19 protein-coding genes are annotated in these 20,064 nt (G+C 63.1%); 14 read left to right on the forward strand and 5 right to left on the reverse strand.

Going from position 1 to position 20,064, the window contains the following annotated elements; all coding sequences use genetic code 11:
- The first annotated feature begins 11 nt into the window (after positions 1-11).
- Positions 12-1,157 carry a mannitol-1-phosphate 5-dehydrogenase gene (mtlD, locus tag REA38_RS15770; protein ID WP_308886205.1) on the forward strand — a complete coding sequence of 382 codons (1,146 nt, stop codon included), beginning with the start codon at positions 12-14 and terminating at the stop codon, positions 1,155-1,157.
- A 91-nt stretch (positions 1,158-1,248) separates the two neighbouring features.
- Positions 1,249-1,803, forward strand: a complete 555-nt coding sequence (locus REA38_RS15775; protein ID WP_033638634.1) for an MltR family transcriptional regulator — start codon at positions 1,249-1,251, stop codon at positions 1,801-1,803.
- On the opposite strand, the gene REA38_RS15780 is transcribed toward REA38_RS15775, so the two are convergent.
- Positions 1,800-2,408, reverse strand: a complete 609-nt coding sequence (locus REA38_RS15780; protein ID WP_060431258.1) for a LysE family translocator — start codon at positions 2,406-2,408, stop codon at positions 1,800-1,802. The genes REA38_RS15775 and REA38_RS15780 overlap by 4 nt on opposite strands.
- Before the next feature lie 142 nt (positions 2,409-2,550).
- Here REA38_RS15780 and REA38_RS15785 point away from each other — a divergent pair, with 142 nt between their 5' ends.
- Positions 2,551-4,017, forward strand: a complete 1,467-nt coding sequence (locus tag REA38_RS15785) for a PLP-dependent aminotransferase family protein (protein ID WP_033636555.1) — start codon at positions 2,551-2,553, stop codon at positions 4,015-4,017.
- 73 nt (positions 4,018-4,090) lie between these two features.
- On the forward strand, positions 4,091-4,453 hold the full coding sequence (locus tag REA38_RS15790; RefSeq protein ID WP_004933989.1) for a YibL family ribosome-associated protein: 363 nt from the start codon (positions 4,091-4,093) through the stop codon (positions 4,451-4,453).
- Between the two features lie 11 nt (positions 4,454-4,464).
- On the opposite strand, the gene REA38_RS15795 is transcribed toward REA38_RS15790, so the two are convergent.
- The 4 genes from REA38_RS15795 to sodA form a co-directional block, all read right to left on the reverse strand.
- Positions 4,465-5,244 carry a class I SAM-dependent methyltransferase gene (locus tag REA38_RS15795; protein ID WP_041037296.1) on the reverse strand — a complete coding sequence of 260 codons (780 nt, stop codon included), beginning with the start codon at positions 5,242-5,244 and terminating at the stop codon, positions 4,465-4,467.
- 101 nt (positions 5,245-5,345) lie between these two features.
- On the reverse strand, positions 5,346-6,017 hold the full coding sequence (gene yiiM, locus REA38_RS15800; protein WP_033649535.1) for a 6-hydroxyaminopurine reductase: 672 nt from the start codon (positions 6,015-6,017) through the stop codon (positions 5,346-5,348).
- Positions 6,018-6,116: 99 nt separating this feature from the next.
- A complete protein-coding gene (locus REA38_RS15805; protein WP_041037292.1) occupies positions 6,117-8,045 on the reverse strand; it encodes a methyl-accepting chemotaxis protein in 1,929 nt (642 codons plus the stop codon).
- Positions 8,046-8,171: 126 nt separating this feature from the next.
- The gene (gene sodA, locus REA38_RS15810) at positions 8,172-8,792 is read right to left on the reverse strand and encodes a superoxide dismutase [Mn] (protein ID WP_004934003.1); all 621 of its coding nucleotides are present in this window, start codon (positions 8,790-8,792) and stop codon (positions 8,172-8,174) included.
- Between the two features lie 415 nt (positions 8,793-9,207).
- On the opposite strand from sodA, the gene fdnG reads away from it, so the two are divergent.
- From fdnG to REA38_RS15860, 10 genes are all read left to right on the forward strand, one after another.
- Positions 9,208-12,255 carry a formate dehydrogenase-N subunit alpha gene (gene fdnG / locus REA38_RS15815; protein WP_094887892.1) on the forward strand — a complete coding sequence of 1,016 codons (3,048 nt, stop codon included), beginning with the start codon at positions 9,208-9,210 and terminating at the stop codon, positions 12,253-12,255.
- A gap of 12 nt (positions 12,256-12,267) precedes the next feature.
- The gene (fdxH, locus tag REA38_RS15820; protein ID WP_033649532.1) at positions 12,268-13,170 is read left to right on the forward strand and encodes a formate dehydrogenase subunit beta; all 903 of its coding nucleotides are present in this window, start codon (positions 12,268-12,270) and stop codon (positions 13,168-13,170) included.
- Positions 13,167-13,802, forward strand: a complete 636-nt coding sequence (gene fdoI, locus REA38_RS15825; RefSeq protein ID WP_004934017.1) for a formate dehydrogenase cytochrome b556 subunit — start codon at positions 13,167-13,169, stop codon at positions 13,800-13,802. Before fdxH ends, fdoI begins: the two co-directional genes overlap by 4 nt.
- The gene (gene fdhE, locus REA38_RS15830; RefSeq protein WP_033649531.1) at positions 13,802-14,731 is read left to right on the forward strand and encodes a formate dehydrogenase accessory protein FdhE; all 930 of its coding nucleotides are present in this window, start codon (positions 13,802-13,804) and stop codon (positions 14,729-14,731) included. Before fdoI ends, fdhE begins: the two co-directional genes overlap by 1 nt.
- Positions 14,732-14,845: 114 nt before the next feature.
- A complete protein-coding gene (locus tag REA38_RS15835) occupies positions 14,846-15,496 on the forward strand; it encodes a DcrB-related protein (RefSeq protein WP_033636562.1) in 651 nt (216 codons plus the stop codon).
- A gap of 40 nt (positions 15,497-15,536) precedes the next feature.
- Positions 15,537-16,142, forward strand: a complete 606-nt coding sequence (locus tag REA38_RS15840; RefSeq protein ID WP_033636563.1) for a glutathione S-transferase — start codon at positions 15,537-15,539, stop codon at positions 16,140-16,142.
- A 69-nt stretch (positions 16,143-16,211) separates the two neighbouring features.
- On the forward strand, positions 16,212-17,606 hold the full coding sequence (gene selA / locus REA38_RS15845; RefSeq protein WP_308886208.1) for an L-seryl-tRNA(Sec) selenium transferase: 1,395 nt from the start codon (positions 16,212-16,214) through the stop codon (positions 17,604-17,606).
- The gene (selB, locus tag REA38_RS15850; RefSeq protein ID WP_308886209.1) at positions 17,603-19,444 is read left to right on the forward strand and encodes a selenocysteine-specific translation elongation factor; all 1,842 of its coding nucleotides are present in this window, start codon (positions 17,603-17,605) and stop codon (positions 19,442-19,444) included. The genes selA and selB overlap by 4 nt, the downstream gene beginning before the upstream one ends.
- 82 nt (positions 19,445-19,526) lie before the next feature.
- The gene (locus REA38_RS15855) at positions 19,527-19,787 is read left to right on the forward strand and encodes a ribbon-helix-helix domain-containing protein (protein ID WP_308886211.1); all 261 of its coding nucleotides are present in this window, start codon (positions 19,527-19,529) and stop codon (positions 19,785-19,787) included.
- Positions 19,787-20,062, forward strand: a complete 276-nt coding sequence (locus REA38_RS15860) for a type II toxin-antitoxin system RelE/ParE family toxin (protein ID WP_043148289.1) — start codon at positions 19,787-19,789, stop codon at positions 20,060-20,062. Before REA38_RS15855 ends, REA38_RS15860 begins: the two co-directional genes overlap by 1 nt.
- The last annotated feature ends 2 nt before the right edge of the window (positions 20,063-20,064 follow it).

The following is a 20,064-nucleotide window of genomic DNA, read 5'->3' on the forward strand; positions in this document are numbered from 1 at the left end:
AAGGTAGAGTTATGAAAGCATTACATTTTGGCGCAGGGAACATCGGCCGCGGTTTTATCGGCAAGCTGCTGGCGGACGCCGGGGTTGAGCTGACCTTCGCCGACGTCAATCAAACGGTGCTGGATCTGTTGAACAGCCGTAAAAGTTATCAGGTGCACGTGGTGGGCGAGCAAGAACGCGTGGAGAGCGTCAACAACGTCAGCGCCGTCAACAGCGGCAGCGAGGCGGCGGTGGCGCTGATCGCCGAGGCGGATCTGGTGACCACCGCCGTTGGCCCGCAAATTCTCGGCAAAATCGCCGGCACGATCGCCAAAGGGCTGGTGCTGCGTCATCAGCAGGGCAATGAGCAGCCGCTGAACATCATCGCCTGCGAGAATATGGTGCGCGGCACCAGCCAGCTGAAGCAGCATGTGTTCGCTGCGCTGCCGCAGGACGAGCAGGCATGGGTTGAGCAGCACGTCGGCTTCGTCGATTCGGCCGTCGACCGCATCGTGCCGCCGGCGGACAGCAGCGATCCGCTGGAAGTGACGGTGGAAACCTTCAGCGAATGGATCGTCGATCATACCCAGTTCAAGGGCCAGCCTCCGGCGATCGCCGGCATGGAGCTGACCGATAACCTGATGGCGTTCGTCGAGCGCAAGCTGTTCACCCTCAATACCGGCCACGCCATCACCGCCTACCTTGGCCAACGGGCCGGGCTGCAAACCATTCGCGACGCCATTCTCGACCCGGCGATCCGTCGCGTGGTGAAAGGAGCGATGGAAGAGAGCGGTGCGGTGCTGATCAAGCGCTACGGCTTCGACGCCGACAAGCACGCCGCCTACATCAACAAAATCCTCGGCCGCTTCGAAAACCCGTATCTGCACGACGACGTCGAGCGCGTGGGGCGTCAGCCGCTGCGCAAACTGAGCGCTGGCGATCGCCTGATCAAACCGCTGCTGGGCACGCTGGAATACGGCCTGCCGCACGCCAACCTGATCCAGGGCATCGCCGCCGCCATGAGCTACCGCAGCGAACAGGATCCGCAGGCGCAGGAGTTGGCGGAATTGCTGAACACGCTCGGGCCGAAAGCCGCGCTGGCGCAAATTTCCGGCCTGCCAGCGGAAAGCGAGGTTGTAGAAGAGGCCGTTGCTGTGTATAACGCCATGCACAAGTAGAATCGTGATGATGAACACCCGAGCGCAGCTTGCTGCGCTCCTGCAATCCGAGTTCGACATCGACGGCCCTCCCCACGCCTTTCGAAAAGCGATGATGGAAGAAGCACAGGCATTTGAAAATCAGGTTCTGGAAAAGCTGAACGCGGGCAAAACGGTGCGCAGTTTCCTGATCGCGGCGGTAGAGCTGCTGGCGGAAGCGCTCAACGTGCTGGTGGTGCAGGTATTCCGCAAGGACGACTATGCGGTGAAATATGCCGTCGAACCGCTATTGTCCGGCAGCGGCCCGCTGGGGGAGCTGTCGGTGCGCCTGAAGCTGATGTATGGGCTGGGGGTGATCTCCCGCCACGAATATGAAGACGCCGAGCTGCTGATGGCGATGCGCGAAGAGCTGAATCACGACGGTGCGGAATACCGCTTCGTCGACGACGAAATCCTCGGGCCGTTCGGCGAGCTGCACTGCGTGGCCGCGCTGCCGCCGGCGCCGACCTTCCTGCAGCCGGGCGAAGCGGATGAAGCGCTGATCGCCATGCAGCGTCAGCGCTATCAGCAGATGGTGCGCTCCACCATGGTGCTGTCCATTACCGATCTGATCGCCGGCATCGGCGCCAAACAACCTTCCCGACTCTCTCCTCTCGGCCGCGGCTAAGCAAAGGCCGCGCGCCATTCGTCGAACAGCAACCACAGCGCGGTGGCGGCCATCAGGCCGGACATGACGCCGTTAAACGCGCGCAGCTTCCAGGCGACCTGGAGCGCGTTGCGCAACCGGTCGCCCAGCACCGCCCACAGCAGCACACAGGGTAAATTCAGCACGACGAAACCTGCGATGACGCTCAGCGTTTGGAAGAAGGTGGCGCCTTCGCGCGGGGTGAACAGGATCGCCACGTTGATCACCATCAGCCAGGCCTTGGGGTTGACCGCCTGAAACAGCGCGCCGTTGAGGAAACTCATTGGCCTCACCTGCTCTTTGGCGTCCGGCGAGGCCGCCTTGAACAGTTTCCATGACAGCCACAGCAGGTAGGCGCAGCCGATCACCGCCAGCGGGAAGCGGATGACGCCGGCCCAGCTCAGCGCCAGCGCCAGCAGCGGGATAATGATAGCCAACTGCACCGCGCAGCCGGCGCCGATGCCGAACAGCATCGGCAGGGTGCGGCGCAGGCCGAAGTTGACGCCCGACGAGGCCAGCAGCAGGTTGTTGGGGCCGGGGGTAATCGACATGACGGTGACGTAGCTGACAAAGGCGGAGTCCAGCATGGCAGGTTCCTTGAAAATGACGGTAATAACGAGAGGATCAGCATAATCGCTGCAATGAGATGGTGACAGAGCCACAAATTGGATATTGTTATGGTTACAGTTTTGCAAAATGTAAACTGTACCCATTGCCTGGAGAGAAACTGTGACCCTGCTCGATGAAACCCCGGATACCCGTTACCTGCAGCTGGCGGATACGCTGGCCGAGGCCATTCGCCGCGGCACGCTGCTGCCCGGCGACCGCTTGCCTTCGGTGCGGCGCTGTGCGCAAACCCATCGCGTCAGCATTAATACCGTGGTGTCGGCTTACCGCACGCTGGAGGATCGCGGGTTGATCGAAGCGCGGCCGCAATCGGGGTTTTATGTCCGCAGCACGCTGCCGGCGCTGAAGATGGCCTCGGCGCCCAGCGGCCGCATCGAGCCGCCGGCGGACGACGTGCTGGCGCTGATCGATACTGTGTTCGCCGCCCAGCAGAATCCGGCCTTCACCAACATTGCGCTGGCCTGCCCGCAGACCAGCGATTTTTATCCCGGCGGCAAGCTGGGGCGCATGCTGTCCTCTCAGCTGCGCCGTCAACCGGATCTGATCGGACAGTATTCGTTGCCGCCCGGCAGCCTGCGGCTGCGTCAGCAGATCGCCCGCCGTTCGATGACGCTGGGCATGCTGCTGGAGCCGGGCGACGTGGTGCTGACCCACGGCTGCATGGAGGCGTTGCAGCTGGCGCTGCGCGTCACCACCAAACCGGGCGACTGCGTCGGGCTGGAGTCACCGACCTACTTCTACCTGCTGCCGCTGCTGGCCAGCCTGGGGCTGAAAGCGCTGGAAATCCCCACCGATCCGCAGCTGGGGCTGTCGCTGGACGCGCTGGAGCTGCTATTGAACGAGAAACGGCTGAACGCGGTGATTGCCATGCCGACGGTGCAAAACCCGCTGGGCTGCACCATGCCGCTGGCGGCGAAAAAGCGGCTGGCGCGGCTGATGAACGATCATCAGGTGCCGTTGATTGAAGACGGGCTGTATGCCGAGATCCAGTTCGGCGGCGCGCTGTCGCCGGCGGTGAAGGCGTTCGATCGCGACGGCTGGGTGCTGTTTTGCTCCAGCTTCACCAAAACGCTGGCGCCGGATTTTCGCGTCGGCTGGATCTGCGGCGGCCGCTTTCACGAGGCGTTGCGCAAGCTGAAGGCGGTGTCGTCGATGTCCGAGTCGCAGCTGCTGTCGGAAACGCTGGCGACCTTCCTGGAGAGCGGCGGCTACGATCACCATTTGCGCAACCTGCGCAAGCGCTATGCGGCGCAGGTAGACGAGGCGCGGGCGCTGATCGCCCGGCATTTCCCGCGCGGCACGCTGGCCACGCAGCCGGCGGGCGGCTTCGTGTTTTGGGTTGAGTTCCCCCCCAACGTGGACAGCGTAGCGCTGTTCCACCAACTGCTGGAAGAGCAGATCTGTTTGACGCCGGGCACCCTGTATTCCCCCAGCGGGCGCTACCGCAACGCGCTGCGGCTCTCCTGTTGCTACCCGTTCAACGCGCGCTACACCCAGGCGTTGGCCCGGCTCGGCGCCAGGGCCTGCGAGATGAGCGGCCTGCCGCCCGGCATTGCGCAGGACGGGTAACGGCGCGCGCCTTTTGCTACAATGCCGGTATCATTGATTAGCGTGCCATTTTGGGCACAACGGGCCAGAGACCATGAAAGAGAAAGAAAAGGCAGAGATCAAGCGCCTGAGCGACCTGCTGGACGCCTTGAACCACAAAGATGCCACCGTGATCCAACAGGGCAACCCTGAGTTGATTGCGCAGCACACCAAAGAGAAAGAGAAGCTGGCGACGGAGATCGAGCGCCTGAAAAACGTGCGCGGCGAGAAGCTGAGCGCCGAAGCGCAGAAGCTGAGCAAGCTGCCGTTCAGCCGCGAAATCACCAAGAAAGAGCAGGCCGACATGGGCGCGCTGAAGAAAAGCGCGCGCGGGCTGATCGTGGTGCATCCAATGACCGCGCTGGGCCGCGAGATGGGCCTGAAAGCGGTCACCGGTTACGCCAAGAAAGCGTTCTGAACCCCCGGGCGTCAGACCTTGGTGGTGAAATACGCCTTGGTCTGATAGGGCACGGTGACCGTGTCCTGGCCCCGTAGCTCCTCTTCTTCCGCCACCAGCTGGCGCAATTGATCGATAACCTGCTCCTGTTGCGGCTGCGGCAGCGCGGCGATAAAGCTGGTTGAACGCACCCGGTTGTAGATCACGTCCTCCACCGCGCCGCGGTGGCTCAACATAAAGACCTGCTCCTGCAGCGGTTCAAAGCCTTTGAACGGGAAGAACTTGCGCCATTCGCCGGTATAGAAACGCGGCGCATCGCCTTCGTGGCGATCGACGATCTGATTCAGTTTACGCACCCAGCCGACGCGCGCATCGCGCATGTTCCACACCAGACCGAGTTTGCCGCCGGGTTTGAGAATGCGCCGGATCTCCGCCAGCGCCTGCGGCGTGGCGAACCAGTGGAAGGATTGGGCGCACACTACCGCGTCGACCGACTCGTCCGGCAACGGGATCGCCTCGGCGGTGCCCGCCAGCGTTTTCACCTGCGGCAGCGCCGCCGACAGTTTTTCCAGCATTTGCGGCACCGGTTCGACGGCGATCGCCTGAGCGCCGGTTTCCAGCAGGCGCGGGGTGAACTTGCCGGTGCCGGCGCCGAGATCGATGACCGTCATGCCAGCGTGCAGGCCGATAGTCTCGCGCAGCCAGGCGGCGATTTCCGGCGGATAATCCGGCCGGCCTTTCATATAGCGATCGGCATTGGCCTGATAGCCCTCGGCGGCGGCGTGATGAATCGAATGGGTCGGGGTGGTCATTACCTGGCTCCTGGCTGAAAAACACGCGGCTACAGTATAGGCGGAAGAACAGGGTTAACGCGGCATTCGGCGCACGTTTTTCATCTTTTCCGCCCGCGCTTTCAACGGCCGAGCAGGCGACGGTTGAAGTCCTCAAGGTGCCCTTCGGCAAGCCGCGTGAGCATGGTCTTGCTCCAGCTGGCGGAGAGGCCGGCGACCGCCAACAGGCGGCGATACTGTTCCGCGTCGAACGGCATATGCCAGGCGATGGCGATGGCTTCGGCCACCGACACGTCGCTGTTGCGCGCCGCCAGCGCCAGCGGACGATCGCCGCTGACCGCGCCCGGCGACACCACCCGATACAGCCAGCCGCAGCGGCCGCTTTGCTGCATCAGCACCGAAATGTCCTCGATGGCGAAGTGATAATTGAGCTTGAAGCACGGCGAGCGCGGCTGAGTGACCTGGATCAGCGCCTCGCCCCAGCGGAAAATGTCGCCCATAAACACATTGTGTTCGGTCAGCCCTTCGGTGGAGATATTCTCGCCGAAGGCCGGGGCGCAAAATTGCTCGGCCTGCGCCGGAAACTGCGCGCGCCAGTGGGCGTAATGCTCGCGCGGGTAGTGGCACAGCGCGCGGTCCGGCCCGCCGTGATAGCTTTTTTCCGCCTGCTCGTCGCCTTCCAGGCCGAGCGGCGTGAGCCGGATGGCGCCATCCACCTGGCGTTTGGCGATGGCGCTGGGGCGCCCGCCTTCATAGGGTTGGATGCTGCCGATGTAAACGTCTGGGTGATGCATGTGCGCCTCCGTGTCTCGCGTCGAGGGCTCAGCATAGCCTGAGTTGTGCCGGGGGGACATAACAACCCGCCCGAAAATCCTCGGGCGGGCGGCGGGGCGTCAGAAGGTGGTCCAGTTCTCTTCCGCAGCGGCGTTGGCGGCTGCGGGTTTTACCGCCGGCGCTTTCGGCGCGGCGGCTTTCACGGCGGCGGGTTCGTTCTGCTCCGCCAAACGGAACACCGAGACGCTCTGCAGCAGCATGTCGGCCTGTTCTTCCAGCGAATCGGCGGCGGCGGCGGACTCTTCCACCAGCGCGGCGTTCTGCTGGGTGGTGTGGTCCATCTCGACGATCGCCTGGCCAATCTGGGCGATGCCACGCGTCTGCTCATCGGAAGCGGCGGCGATTTCAGCCATGATGTCGCGCACGTGGGTGACCGAGCGGACGATCTGTTCCATGGTGTTGCCGGTGCTTTCCACCAGTTCGGTGCCGGTTTTCACCCGGCTGACCGATTCGGCGATCAGCCCTTCGATCTCCTTGGCCGCCTGGGCGCTGCGGCTCGCCAGGCTGCGCACTTCGCTGGCGACCACCGAGAAGCCGCGGCCCTGTTCGCCGGCGCGTGCCGCTTCCACCGCGGCGTTGAGCGCCAGAATATTGGTTTGGAAGGCAATGCCGTTGATCAGGGTGGTAATTTCGGCGATACGCTGCGAACTGCTGGAAATATCGCGCATGGTGCTGACCACGTTTTCCACCAGCTTGCCGCCCTGCTGCGCGGTCTGCGAGGCGTCGGTGGCCAGCTGATTGGCGTGATGGGCGTTGTCGGCGTTCTGTTTCACCGTGGCGGTCAGCTGTTCCATGCTGGCGGCGGTTTCCTCGACCGCCGCCGCCTGCTGTTCGGTGCGTGAGGAGAGGTCGGTGTTGCCGGCGGCGATTTCCGCCGAGGCGGTGGAGACCTGGCTGACCCCCATCTGGATCTTCTCAATCATGGTGCGCAGGTTTTGGCTCATCGCCGCCACCGCGTTCAGCAGCTGCCCCAGCTCGTCGCGGCGGGTGCTGGTCTGCGCCTGGCGCAGGTCGCCGCTGGCGATGCGTTCCGCCATGGCCAGCGTGCTGTGCAGCGGACGGGTGATCTGCAGGGTGATGCGCCAGGCGATAAGCACCCCGGCGATGATGGCGATCAGCGTGGTGATGCCCATCTGCAGCTGCGCCAGATTGATATCATTGTGGGTCTGAGCCAGCTCGTCCTGCATAAAGGCGTTCACCAGCATGCCGATCGCCTGCGCGCGTTCGCCGAGCCGCCGGCTGATCTGCTGCTCGTGCTCATAGGCAGGCAGGTAGGCCGCGATGCGGTTTTTGTAATCGTCCAGCGCGGCCAGCAGCGGTTGCAACTGCGGGCGCTGCGCGTCGCTGACCCGGCGGCTCAAGGCACTGGCCGCGTCGCGCGCATCGTCGATGGCCGCCATCAGCGGGGCTTCGGTTTCCTTGTTCAGGCTCAGCAGCAGGCCGCGCGCGCCGTAGCGCACCTGGGTCAGCTTCTGGTTCAGCTGGATGAAGGCCAACTGCAGATCGCCGTTGGTCAACTGGCGCTCCACCTGGCTCAGGCTGGCCTGCACTTCCGACATGTTCCAGCTCTGGCGCACCGCGTCTTTCGCCGTGACCGCCTGTTCAAACTCTTTTTGCTGCTGCTGATATTCCCCGATCAGCGTCACCAGACGCTGCAGATCCTTGCGGCTTTGGGCGTCCCAGTCCAGCGCCTGCCCGTGGTCTATCAGTTTGACGGCGTTTTCAATATTGGCGCGGTTGTTCTGAATATACTCCGGCCGGTAGGTCTGGCCGTACATGGCGCGGTTGTATTTGGCCTGGTTGATCTCTTCGTTCAGCCGGTTGCTGAAGTCGATGCGATCGGCGCGTGATTCGATGATATGCAGATATTGCGCCCCGGTGCCGGCGATGATGACCGCCAACAGCAGCAACAGTGCGAAGCCGAGACCGAGCTTTTTACCTACGGTGAGATGAGTGAACTTTCCTGCCAATGCTTGCAATGCCGCCATAGCGTTTTTTCCTTCTCCGGGCGAACGTCAATTGAACAAACCATCGGCAAGACGTGGTCAAACTTTAGCGGATTTCAGGCAAAAAAATACCCGCCGGTGGCGGGCATCTTCATCAACGGGGGCGAATTACTTCTTCGCGGCGAAGCGTGCGGCGGCTTCATCCCAGTTGACCACGTTCCAGAACGCCTTGATGTAGTCAGGACGTTTGTTCTGATATTTCAGGTAGTAAGCGTGTTCCCACACGTCCAGGCCGATGATTGGGAAACCGGAAGCGCCGGCGACCGCTTCGCCCATCAGCGGGCTGTCCTGGTTAGCGGTAGACACCACGGCCAGTTTGCCGTCTTTCAGCACCAGCCAGGCCCAACCGGAACCGAAGCGGGTGGCAGCGGCTTTCTCGAACTCTTCCTGGAATTTCTCAACGCTGCCGAAATCGCGCTCGATGGCCGCTTTCAGATCGCCGCCCAGCGTGGTGCCGGTTTTCAGGTTTTTCCAGAAGAAGCTGTGGTTGGCGTGGCCGCCGGCGTTGTTGCGCATGAAGGTGCGTTTGTCGGCAGGCACTTTATCCAGATCCTGGATCAGCTCTTCAACGCTGTATTTGGCCAGCTCAGGGTAGGCTTCCAGCACGGTGTTGGCGTTGTTGACGTAGGTCTGATGGTGTTTGGTGTGATGGATTTCCATCGTCTGCTTGTCGAAATGCGGTTCCAGTGCGTCGTAAGCGTACGGCAGGGATGGCAGTGAATAACTCATAATCATCATCTCCAGTGGTGTATGGGCGGCGCAAAGCGTGAGCACCGCGTAAGCAGTCGGATCATTATAGTTAATTAAATGATATTGAAAATGATTATCAATGCCCTGTGAACTGTGTGGTTAACGATCAAATCGCTGCGCTAACCTACTGATAGAAGAAGGGGCGGATGGCTGCGTGAAGCCGTCGCCCCGGCGCGCGGGTTACTCTCTATACTGTAGGGAGCGCCAACGCCGAAATGTATCGAAATGTGCCAAAGCGTTCACTGAATGAGCACGAGTGTGTAACAACCACAAGCACGCTGTGGTAATATGGCCGGCGTTCGTAGCAAGCATAACAACAGTGACATTCGCGTTTGCCGCGCTAGCGGGCAGGCGCCTTTGAACAATGTGACAATCGAGAGTAAAGGAGACCCCCATGCAGGTCAGCAGAAGGCAGTTCTTTAAGATCTGCGCTGGCGGTATGGCAGGAACGACGGTGGCCGCGCTGGGCTTTGCCCCCGAAGTGGCGTTGGCGGAAACCCGGCAGTACAAACTGCTGCGCGCCCGCGAGACCCGTAATACCTGTACGTATTGTTCCGTCGGCTGTGGGCTGTTGATGTACAGCCTTGGTGATGGCGCCAAAAACGCCAAAGAAAGCATTTTCCATATCGAAGGGGATCCGGATCATCCGGTAAACCGCGGCGCGCTTTGCCCGAAAGGCGCCGGCCTGGTTGACTTCATCCACAGCGAAAGCCGCCTCAAGTACCCGGAATACCGGGCGCCAGGATCGGACAAATGGCAACGCATCAGCTGGGACGACGCCTTTACCCGCATCGCCAAGCTGGTGAAAGAAGACCGCGACGCCAACTTCATCAAAACCAACGATCAGGGCGTTACCGTCAACCGTTGGCTGACCACCGGCATGCTGTGCGCCTCGGCCGCCAGCAACGAAACCGGTTTTCTGTCGCAAAAATTTAGTCGCGCTCTCGGCATGCTTGCCGTAGACAACCAGGCGCGTGTCTGACACGGACCAACGGTAGCAAGTCTTGCTCCAACATTTGGTCGCGGTGCGATGACCAACCACTGGGTTGATATCAAGAACGCGAATTTGATTATCGTCATGGGCGGTAATGCGGCGGAAGCGCATCCGGTGGGGTTCCGCTGGGCGATGGAAGCCAAAATACACAACAATGCCAAGCTGATCGTGATCGATCCGCGCTTTACCCGAACCGCATCGGTGGCGGACTTCTACACGCCGATCCGCTCCGGGACCGACATCGCTTTCCTGTCGGGCGTGTTGCTGTATCTGATGACCAACAACAAGTTCAACCGCGAGTACGTCGAGGCCTACACCAACGCCAGCCTGCTGGTGCGGGAAGATTTTGCCTTCGAAGACGGCTTGTTCAGCGGCTACGACGCGGAAAACCGCAAGTACGACAAAACCACCTGGAACTACCAGTTCGACGAGAACGGCTTCGCCAAGCGCGACGTCACGCTGCAGGATCCGCGCTGCGTGTGGAACATGCTGAAACAGCACGTGAGCCGCTACACGCCTGACGTGGTGACCAACATCTGCGGCACGCCGAAGGACGATTTCCTCAAGGTGTGCGAATACATCGCCGAAACCTGCGTCGCGGATAAAACCGCTTCGTTCCTGTACGCCCTGGGCTGGACTCAGCACTCGGTCGGCGCGCAGAACATACGCACCATGGCGATGATCCAGCTGCTGCTCGGCAACATGGGCATGGCGGGCGGCGGCGTCAACGCGCTGCGCGGCCACTCCAATATTCAGGGTCTGACCGATCTCGGCCTGCTGTCGCAGAGCCTGCCGGGCTACCTGACGCTGCCGTCGGAGAAACAGACCGATCTCGACACCTACCTGAAGGCCAACACGCCGAAGGCGCTGCTGCCGGGCCAGGTGAACTACTGGGGCAACTACCCGAAATTCTTCGTCAGCATGATGAAGACCTTCTACGGCGACAAGGCGCAGAAGGATAACAGCTGGGGCTTTGACTGGTTGCCGAAGTGGGACAAAGGCTACGACGTGCTGCAGTACTTCGAGATGATGGCGCAGGGCAAGGTCAACGGCTACTTCTGCCAGGGCTTTAACCCGGTGGCGTCGTTCCCGAACAAAAACAAGGTGGTGGCTTCGCTGTCCAAGCTGAAGTTCCTGGTGACCATCGATCCGTTGAACACCGAGACCTCCAACTTCTGGCAGAACCACGGCGAGTTCAACGAGGTGGATCCTGCGCAGATCCAGACCGAAGTGTTCCGCCTGCCGTCCACCTGCTTCGCCGAAGAGAACGGCTCGATCGTCAACTCCGGCCGCTGGCTGCAGTGGCACTGGAAAGGCGCGGACGCCCCGGGCGAAGCGCTGAACGACGGCGAGATCCTGGCGGGCATCTTCAGCCGCCTGCGCGAGATGTATGCGCGCGACGGCGGTGCGGTGCCGGAACAGGTGCTGAACATGACCTGGGACTACCTGACGCCGGACAACCCGGCGCCGGAAGAGGTGGCGCAGGAAAACAACGGCAAGGCGCTGGCGGATCTGCTGGATGCCGACGGCAAGGTGCTGGTGAAAAAAGGCGAGCTGCTCAGCTCGTTCGCGCAGCTGCGCGACGACGGCACCACCGCCAGCGGCTGCTGGATCTTCGCCGGCAGCTGGACGCCGGCCGGCAACCAGATGGCGCGGCGCGACAACGCCGATCCGTCCGGCCTCGGCAATACGCTGGGCTGGGCCTGGGCATGGCCGCTCAACCGCCGCATCCTGTATAACCGCGCCTCGGCGGATCCGCAGGGTAAACCGTGGGATCCGAAACGCCAGCTGCTGGAGTGGGACGGCGCCAAGTGGGTCGGGGCCGATATCCCGGACTACAGCACCGCCGCGCCGGGCAGCGACGTCGGGCCGTTCATCATGCAGCCGGAAGGCATGGGCCGCCTGTTCGCCACCGACAAGATGGCGGAAGGGCCGTTCCCTGAACACTACGAGCCGTTCGAAACGCCGCTCGGCACCAACCCGTTGCACCCGAACGTGGTGTCCAACCCGGCGGCGCGCGTGTTCAAGGACGATCTGGCGGCGATGGGCAAATCCGACAAGTTCCCGTACGTCGGTACCACCTATCGTCTGACCGAGCACTTCCACTACTGGACCAAGCACGCGTTGCTGAACGCCATCGCGCAGCCTGAGCAGTTTGTGGAGATCGGCGAGAAGCTGGCGGAGAAAAAAGGCATCAAGCACGGTGATACCGTGAAGGTCAGCTCCAACCGCGGCTACATCAAGGCCAAGGCGGTGGTGACCAAGCGTATTCGCACGCTGCAGGTGCACGGCCAGGAAGTCGACACCATCGGCATCCCGATCCACTGGGGTTACGAAGGGGTGGCGAAGAAAGGCTTTATCGCCAACACGCTGACGCCGTTCGTCGGCGACGCCAATACGCAAACGCCGGAGTTCAAGGCGTTCCTGGTCAACGTGGAAAAGGTGTAACGGAGACGAATTATGGCCATGCAATCTCAAGACATCATTCGTAAATCCGCCACCAATGGTTTCACGCCGGCGCCGCGCGCCCGTGACCACCAGGAAGAAGTGGCCAAACTGATCGATGTCACCACCTGTATCGGCTGCAAGGCCTGTCAGGTGGCCTGTTCCGAATGGAACGACATCCGCGACGAAGTGGGGCACAACGTCGGGGTGTACGATAACCCCGCCGATCTGACCGCCAAGTCGTGGACGGTGATGCGCTTCTCCGAGGTGGAGGAAAACGGCAAGCTGGAATGGCTGATCCGCAAGGATGGCTGCATGCACTGCGCCGATCCGGGCTGCCTGAAGGCCTGCCCGTCGGAAGGCGCGATCATTCAGTACGCCAACGGCATCGTCGACTTCCAGTCCGAGCACTGCATCGGCTGCGGCTACTGCATCGCCGGCTGCCCGTTCGACGTGCCGCGCATGAACAAGGACGACAACCGGGTGTACAAGTGCACCCTGTGCGTCGACCGCGTGGACGTCGGCCAGGAACCGGCCTGCGTGAAAACCTGCCCGACCGGCGCCATTCACTTCGGCACCAAGGAAGCGATGAAGCAGGTGGCGGCGGATCGCGTCAGCGAGCTGAACACCCGCGGCTACCAGAACGCCGGTCTGTACGATCCGGCGGGGGTGGGCGGCACGCACGTGATGTACGTGCTGCACCACGCCGACAAACCGCAGCTGTACCACGGATTGCCGGACAACCCGAGCATCAGCCCGGCGGTGACCTTCTGGAAGGGCGTGTGGAAACCCCTGGCGGCCATCGGCTTTGCCGCCACCTTCGCGGCCAGCGTGTTCCACTATGTCGGCGTCGGGCCTAACCGCGTCGACGATGAGGACGAGCACGACGAGTCGCATGACGAGGAGACGCGCAAATGAGAAAGGAAAAGCCCATTCAGCGTTACAGCGCACCGGAGCGCATCAACCACTGGATCGTGGCGTTCTGCTTTGTGTTCGCCGCCATCAGCGGGCTGGGGTTCTTCTTCCCCTCCTTCAACTGGCTGATGAACATCTTCGGGACGCCGCAGCTGGCGCGCATTCTGCACCCGTTTGTCGGGGTGATCATGTTTGCCGCGTTCCTGCTGATGTTCCTGCGCTACTGGAAGCATAACCTGATCAACCGGGAAGATATCGTCTGGGCCAAGAACATCCACAAAATCGCCATGAACGAGGAAGTGGGTGACACCGGGCGCTATAATTTCGGCCAGAAGTGCGTGTTCTGGGCGGCGATTATCAGCCTGGTGCTGCTGCTGGCCAGCGGCGTGGTGATCTGGCGGCCGTATTTTGCGCCGTCGTTCTCCATCCCGCTGATCCGCATCGCGCTGCTGGTACATTCGCTGGCCGCGGTCGGCCTGATTATCGTGATTATGGTGCACATTTACGCCGCATTGTGGGTAAAAGGCACCATTACCGCGATGGTGGAAGGCTGGGTGCCGGCGGCCTGGGCCAAGAAACATCATCCGCGCTGGTACCGCGAGGTCCGCGAGAAACGACAGGAAGATAAACCCTGATGAGTATCCGCATCGTTCCTAAAGAGCAGTTAGGGGCACAGCGTGAGAAGTCCTCAACGGCGGAGAACATCCCGCCGTTACTTTTCGCCAACCTGAAAAGCCTGTACAGCCGCCGCGCCGATCGCCTGCGTCAGCTGGCTGTCGACAATCCGCTGGGCGACTATCTGAACTTCGCCGCCGAGCTGGCGCAGGCGCAGCAGCATGCGCTGCACGATAATCCGCTGCAGCTCGATCTGAGCGAAGCGCTGGCGCAGGGCGCCGCCAGCGGCAAACCGCCGCTCGATCTGAGCGTGTTCCCGCGCAGCGAGCACTGGCGCAAGCTGCTGGCGTCGCTGATCGCCGAGCTGCGCCCGCAGGCGCCGGAGCATATCCTGGCGGTGCTGGACAACCTGGAGAAAGCCTCGGCGCACGAGCTGGAGCTGATGGCCGACGCCTTGCTCAACCGCGAGTTCGGCAAGGTGGGCAGCGAGAAGGCGCCGTTCCTCTGGGCCGCGCTGTCGCTCTATTGGGCGCAGATGGCCAGCCTGATCCCCGGCAAGGCGCGCGCCGAATACGGCGAGCAGCGCCAGTTCTGCCCGGTGTGCGGCAGCATCCCGGTCTCCAGCATGGTGCACATCGGCACCGTCAATGGCCTGCGCTACCTGCACTGCAACCTGTGCGAAAGCGAATGGCACGTGGTGCGGGTGAAGTGCAGCAACTGCGAGCAGACCCGCGATCTCAACTACTGGTCGCTGGACAGCGAGCAGGCGGCGGTGAAGGCGGAAAGCTGCGGCGACTGCGGCACTTACCTGAAGATCCTGTATCAGGAAAAAGACCCGCAGGTCGAAGCGGTGGCCGACGATCTGGCTTCGCTGGTGCTGGACGCCCGCATGGAAGAAGAAGGCTTCGGCCGCAGCAGCATCAATCCGTTCCTGTTCCCGGCGGAGTAACCGCCCGGCCCCGTTCGCGCGGGGCCGGACCAGCAATTTCAGCACGGGCTTCTGGCATTCGCCCGGACGAGTTGCTACGTTTAGGCCATAACGCGCCAAGCGAAAGGAACCACGATGTTAAACACCCTGGCAAAACTGACCGCGGTCGCCGTGCTGGCGGTCGGACTGGCGGCCTGCGACAACAAAGACGACACCAAACCGGCGGTGCCGCCACCGGACACCAAGCCGACCGTGACGCAGCCCGCGCCACCGCCGCCGCCTGCGCCGGTAGAAACCCCGCCCGCGCCGCCGGGGCTGAACGTGTCGCTGCAGAAGGGCAAAATCACCTTCGAGCTGCCGCCGGGCTTTAGCGATCAAACGCTGAACAGCGGCATCATCAACGACAGCACCTCCACCATTCAGCGCTTTCTCGACGGCAAGTCGCGCCAGAGCGCGGTCTCTTCCGAAGTGATCCCGCCGGACGGCATGAAGCTCAACACCAGCGACAAAATGCTGAAAGAGCTGGCGCAGAGCGCCATCACGGTGCTGGCCGAGCGCTATCAGAATATCCAGACCACCAAAGAAGAGAACTTCAGCGTCGGCAAACAGAAGTTTCGCCGGGTGGATACCGAGCAGACCGTCAACGGGCAAAAGGTGGTCTCCACGCTGGTGTTGACGGTGTTCAACAAACGGGTGGTGACGCTGCAAATGCTGTCGCCGGCCAAAACGCCGGAAGTGCATCAGGCGCTGGTGCAGCGGATTATCGATACCCTGGCGGTGAAGTAAGGGCGCCGCGCCGCGGCCAGGACGAAGCGGAGGAGACCGGATGAAGCTTATCGGCAGTTACACCAGCCCCTTTGTGCGCAAGATTTCCGTGATGCTGCTGGAAAAAGGGATCGCGTTCGAATTCGTCAACGATCCGCCGTATGAGCCAGGCAGCCGGGTGAAGGAGCTTAACCCGCTCGGCAAGGTGCCGGTGCTGATCGCCGATGACGGCGAGGTGTTTTACGATTCGCCGGTGGTGGCCGAATACCTCGAACTGCTGACGGTGGAGCCGGCGTTTTTGCCGGCCGAACGCGCCGCCGCGCTGCGCGTCCGCCAGGTGGCGGCGCTGGCGGACGGCGTGACCGAAGCGGCGGCGACCCTGTTTCGCGAAAGCCGGCGCGCGCCGGAAAAACAGGACGAAAACTGGATGCTGCGCCAGCGTGACAAACTGACGCACGGGTTGGATGCGCTGGAGGCGCTGGCGCGGGACAAAACGTGGCTCAATGCCGAGCGGCTGACGCTGGCGGATATCGCCACCGGCTGCGCGCTGGGCTACCTCAATTTCCGCCGCATCCTGCCCAACTGGTGCGTCGGGCGCCCGGCGCTGGTCAAGCTGGCCGAACGCCTGTTCGCCCGTGAAAGCTTCGCCCGCACCGCGCCGCCCTGAACGTTCTTTTCTCCCCGCCGCGGCGGGGTTTTGCTATGCCGATACGTCTAAATTGAAAACCGAGCGACCATGAGCACTGAATCCCACCTTCTTTACAGCCAACTGCCCGCCATCGACCGCCTGCTGCGTGAACCCGCGATTGAACCGCTGGTGGCGCAGCATGGCCAGACGCTGATCGGCGAACTGCTGCGCCGGCTGCAGGCCCTGGCGCGCGACGCGATCGGGCAACAGCAACGTTTACCCGCCTGGTGCGGCGACTGGCCGCAGGCGCTGCGGGCCGAGCTGGCCCGGCAGCAACGCCCGGCTTTGCTGCCGGTGTTCAACCTCAGCGGCACCGTGCTGCACACCAACCTCGGGCGCGCCCTGCTGGCGCAGCCGGTGAAGGAGGCGGTGAGCGCGGTGATGGGGGAGGCGGTGACGTTGGAGTACGATCTCGACGGCGCCGGGCGCGGCCATCGCGATCGGGCGGTGGCGAGTCTGCTGTGCCGGCTGACCGGCGCGGAGGACGCCTGCATCGTCAATAACAACGCGGCGGCGGTGCTGCTGATGCTGGCGGCGATCGCCCCCGGCAAAGAGGTGGTGGTGTCGCGCGGCGAGCTGGTGGAGATTGGCGGCGCATTCCGCATACCCGACGTGATGCGCCAGGCCGGCTGCCAACTGGTGGAGGTCGGCACCACCAACCGCACCCATCTGAAAGATTACCGCCAGGCCATCAACGAACAGACCGGCCTGTTGATGAAAGTGCACACCAGCAACTACAGCATTCAGGGTTTTACCGCGGCGGTCGACGAGGCTGAACTGGCGCAGCTCGGAGCCGAACAGGGCGTGCCGACCGCCACCGATCTGGGCAGCGGCTCGCTGATCGACATGGCGCAGTACGGCCTGCCCGCCGAACCGATGCCGCAGCGGCTGCTGGCCGCCGGCGTCGACTTGGTGACGTTCTCCGGCGATAAGCTGCTGGGCGGCCCGCAGGCCGGGATCATCGTCGGCAAAAAGGCGCTGATCGCCCGCCTGCAGCAGCATCCGCTCAAGCGCGCGCTGCGCGTCGGCAAGCTGACGCTGGCGGCCCTGGAGGCCACGCTGCGGCTCTATCTGCAGCCGGAAAAACTGGCTGAGCAGCTGCCGACGCTGCGGCTGCTGACCCGCCCGCAGCAGGAGATGCAACAGGCGGCCGAACGGCTGCTGGCGGCGCTGGCACCGCGGTTCACCGCCGATTTCGAGCTGCGCGCCGAACCGTGCTGGTCGCAAATTGGCAGCGGTTCGCTGCCGGTGGATCGCCTGCCCAGCTATGCGCTGACCTTCACGCCGCGCGACGGCCGCGGCGCCACGCTGGAAGCGTTGGCCGAACGCTGGCGCCGCCTGCCGCAGCCGGTGATCGGCCGCCTCGGTGACGGCCGGCTGTGGCTGGATCTGCGCTGTCTGGAACAGGAAGGGGCGCTGATGGACGCGCTGAGCGCCTCATGATCATCGCCACCGCCGGCCATGTCGATCATGGCAAAACCACCCTGCTGCAGGCGATCTCCGGGATCAACGCGGATCGCCTGCCGGAAGAGAAGCGCCGCGGCATGACCATCGATCTGGGTTACGCCTACTGGCCGCAGCCGGACGGCCGGGTGCTGGGCTTTATCGACGTGCCCGGCCACGAGAAATTCCTCGCCAACATGCTGGCGGGCGTCGGCGGCATCGACCATGCGTTGCTGGTGGTGGCCTGCGACGACGGCGTGATGGCGCAAACCCGCGAACATCTGGCGATCCTGCGCCTGAGCGGGCGCCCGGCGCTGACGGTGGCGCTGACCAAGGCCGACCGGGTGGACGCGGCGCGTGTCGGCGAGGTACGCCGCCAGGTGCGCGACGAACTGGCGCGCCAGGGCTGGCCCGATGCACCGCTGTTTGTTACCGCGGCGGCGGCGGGAGAGGGTATCGAGGCGCTGCGCGCGCATTTGCTGGCGCTGCCCTCCGGCGAGCACGCGCTGACGCGCCGTTTTCGCTTGGCGGTAGACCGTGCGTTCAGCGTCAAAGGGGCGGGGCTGGTGGTGACCGGCACCGCGCTCGGCGGCCGGGTGCAGGTGGGGGATACGCTGTGGCTGACCGGCGCCGACGCGCCGGTGCGGGTGCGCGGCCTGCACGCCCAAAATCAGGCCGTGGAACAGGCCCAGGCCGGGCAACGCATCGCGTTGAACATCAGCGGCGATGTCGATAAAGACCGTGTCGCGCGCGGCGACTGGCTGCTGGCGCAGCGTCCGCCTGAGGCGGCGGAACGCATTCTGGTGGCGCTGGAAGCGGATCGGCCGATCCGCCATTGGCAGCCGCTGCACCTGCACCATGCCGCCAGCCACATCACCGGGCGCATTTCGCTGCTGAACGACGGGCTGGCGGAACTGATCCTCGATCGCCCGCTGTGGCTGGCGGAGAACGATCGGCTGGTGCTGCGCGATATCGGCGCACGGCAAACGCTGGGCGCGGCCCGGGTGCTCAGGCTGAGCGCGCCCAAGCGCGGCAAGCGCCAGCCGGACTACCTGGTATGGCTGCAGGCCCTGGCGAACGCGCAGGACGATGCGCAGGCGCTGACGCTTGAGCTGCCGCACGGCGCGCTGTCTCTGACGGCGTTCGCCTGGGCGCGTCAGTTGACCGACGACGGCCTGGCGGCACTGCTGGCGAACCGCGATCTGCTGATCGTCGGTGACCGGGCGCTGGCGCAGGAGCAGGTGCAACAGGCGGAAAGTCGGCTGCTGCAGGTGCTGGCGGAGTACCACCAACAGCACGCCGATCAGTTGGGGTTAGGGCGCGCCCGTCTGCGGCGCATGGCCCTGCCCCAGCAGCCGGAAACGCTGGTGTTTATGATGATCGATCGGCTGCTGAAGGCCGGCGCGCTGCGCAATACGCGCGGCTGGCTGCACCTGCCGGAACACGGTCTGGCGTTCAGCGCCGAAGAGGCGCCGCTGTGGGCGCGCATCGAACCGCTGTTCGGCGACGAGCCGTGGTGGGTGCGCGATCTGGCGAGCGAGTTGGGCGAAGAGGAGAGCCAGGTGCGGGCGCTGCTGCGCAAGGCGGCCCAGCTGGGCCATGTGACGGCGGTGGTGGTGGATCGCTATTACCTCAGCCGACGCATCGATCAGTTCGCGGCGCTGATCCGCGAGCTGGATGCGGAGCGGGGCGGCGCCAACGCCGCTGATTTCCGCGATCGGCTCGGCGTCGGGCGCAAGCTGGCGATCCAGGTGCTGGAGTTCTTCGATCGCAGCGGCTTTACCCGCCGCAAGGGTAACGAGCATCTGCTGCGCGACGGCGGGTTGTTTGGCAACTGATTGCGTGTTTTTTGTTCTCTGATGGCGGTATAATCAGCTTTAATCACTTTGATTGATGTCGATTGTATTGAGGATCAAGACGATGAATACGAAAGTCATCACCGCTCATGTGCCGCTGCCTTTGGCTGAAAAGGTGGATGAAATGGCCGCCAAACTTGAACGCTCACGGGGATGGATAGTGAAGCAAGCCCTCACCGCCTGGATCGAGCAAGAGGAAGAGCGCCGTCGGTTAACGCTGGCGGCGCTGGCCGATGTCGAACAGCAAAACGTTATCGATCATGAATCGGTAGAAGCCTGGGCTGCCAGCCTGGACAGTGACGATCCGCTGCCGGTACCGCGCTGATGGAGTTAAAATGGACGAGTAAGGCGCTATCGGATTTGGCGCGTTTGTTTGAGTTTCTTGCCTTGGCTAACCGTACTGCGGCAGCGAATTCGGTGAAGGCCTTGGTCGCCGCGCCTAAAGCGTTGCTTGATAATTCTCGCCTGGGTGAAAGACTGGACGAGTTTTTACCGCAGGAAGTGAGGCGTATTCTGGTCGGCCGTTATGAGATACGTTACCAGGTGCAGCCGGCAACGATTTATGTTCTGCGTATTTGGCATACCCGCGAAGAGCGATAGGC

Origin of the sequence: Serratia sp. MF1(2023) (assembly GCF_030954545.1) — a bacterium.
Lineage (GTDB): Bacteria > Pseudomonadota > Gammaproteobacteria > Enterobacterales > Enterobacteriaceae > Serratia > Serratia sarumanii.